This is a genomic window from Adlercreutzia sp. ZJ473, assembly GCF_013185065.1.
In the GTDB taxonomy this organism is placed as follows: domain Bacteria; phylum Actinomycetota; class Coriobacteriia; order Coriobacteriales; family Eggerthellaceae; genus CAAEEV01.
In genome coordinates this window covers 1-1622 of record NZ_JAAVTO010000111.1, presented here as the reverse complement: position 1 = coordinate 1622, position 1622 = coordinate 1, and the positions used below count along the sequence as shown (strand labels likewise).

Here is a 1622-nt window from a genome sequence, read left to right as displayed (position 1 = left end):
GACGGCGTAACTTTGATGGGGGTCATGCTCTCCCGATCTCCTACCAGCCCGTTCCGGCCATTCCGGAGTCGACGGCGGCAGCATAGCGCACCTCGGCCGACATGCCCGCCACGCTCGCGGCCGGCGGCTCGTATCCCCGCCCGACGCGCGAGGGCACCGACCCGGCCGTCGGGCCCCCCGACAGCGCGGCCAGCTCCCGGGCGCCGTCCCTGCGGCGCCTGAGCGGCGTGGCCGACCCGGCCCGGGTCCTGGCGGGCACCGCGCGACGCGAGCGGACGCGGCTGCGCACGCGCGCCATGTCCGAGGCGCCGCGGCGCGACCACGCGCAGGGGACGCTGGCCATCCGCGACTTGTAGAGGTGCTGGTTCTCGGACTCCATGGTGCCCAGCGACGGGCCGTCGACGGCGATCAGGCCCATGTTGTTGCGCAGGTACCCGAGCACGCGCCTCGCCGCCCCCTCGCGGGCGACCCCCAGCTCGACGCACGCCTCGAGCAGGGCCGCGGCCTCCTCCTTGCCGCCGTCGCGGACGACGTCGACCAGCTGCCAGCCCATGGCCGGCTCGTCGAAGCAGGACAGCAGCGCGCGGCTGACGTGGAACGGGTCGAGGTGCCCCGTCACCTCCATCCTCATGGGCAGGTAGGCCCCGCCGCCCTTGCACCACCCCTCGCCGTCCGTGCCCAGGTGCACGCGGGAGACCCTCGACAGGTCGAACTCCGAGCCCATCGCCGCGACGGCCTGGGGCCAGAACTCGGAGGGGGCCGCCACGCAGCCGTGGCGCACGGCGTGCTCGCGGGCGACCTTGCGGCCGCGGGCGGCCTTGCCCGAGTAGGCGACCATCGCCTTCACCTCGGCCCTGCCCGGCTCCCCGGGCGCGGCCCCCTGCAGGCGCACCCACGTGCCGTCGGCCTCCAGGCACACCGCGTCGGCGACCGTCTCCCCGGCCGGCTTGACCCCCAGGTCGAACAGGTCGCGCGCGGCGCGCTCGTCGTCCGCCGCGCAGCGCGCGCCCGCGCCCCTCATGGCCCTCATGACCGTGGTCGCGCTCACCCGCGATCCCCCCTTGCGCGCCAGCAGCCTCGCCGCGGCGGCGTAGGACACCTCGGCCGCGGCCTCGACCAGGAACGCCTCGGCCCCGGGCGACACCCGGCAGCCCCACGGCAGGTCGAGCGCGTCGGCCAGGGGGACCACGGTCGCGCCGGAGGCGTCCCTCAGGCGGTGCCAGGAGAAGCTCACGTCCCCCACCTCCGTGGCCAGCGTGCGGGGGCGCGCGTCGTGGGCGCGGCACCCCGCGGGCGGGTTCAGGCAGAGCAGCTCGTCGAAGCGCTCGAGCGCCAGCCCCATCGCTCGGGCCATCGCCTCGTGGCCCCGCGTGACGGCGCGCTCCTCGAACGCCTCGAAGGAGCAGCCGCCCTCGAGCAGAATGTCGGTGAATACGTCGGCCAGGGCCGCCGAAGCGGCCGCGCATGCGGTAGGATTGTCCATGGAGGGCTCCTCTCTTTCTCGATTCTTGGTCGATAAGAGATTAGGGGAGCCCCCTTCGCCTCGCTCCGGCTCGTCGGCCAGCCTGGCGGCTGCCCTCGTCGCCGGAGTCGCTATACCTCCCCAAAAACGTTACGCCGTG

The 1622-nt window shown here is 74.7% G+C and carries 1 protein-coding gene; it reads right to left on the bottom strand.

Annotated features, from left to right (window positions below):
• Positions 1-40 precede the first annotated feature (40 nt).
• The gene (locus HRL41_RS11860; RefSeq protein ID WP_172137198.1) at positions 41-1483 is read right to left on the bottom strand and encodes a UPF0236 family transposase-like protein; all 1443 of its coding nucleotides are present in this window, start codon (positions 1481-1483) and stop codon (positions 41-43) included.
• Positions 1484-1622 lie beyond the last annotated feature (139 nt).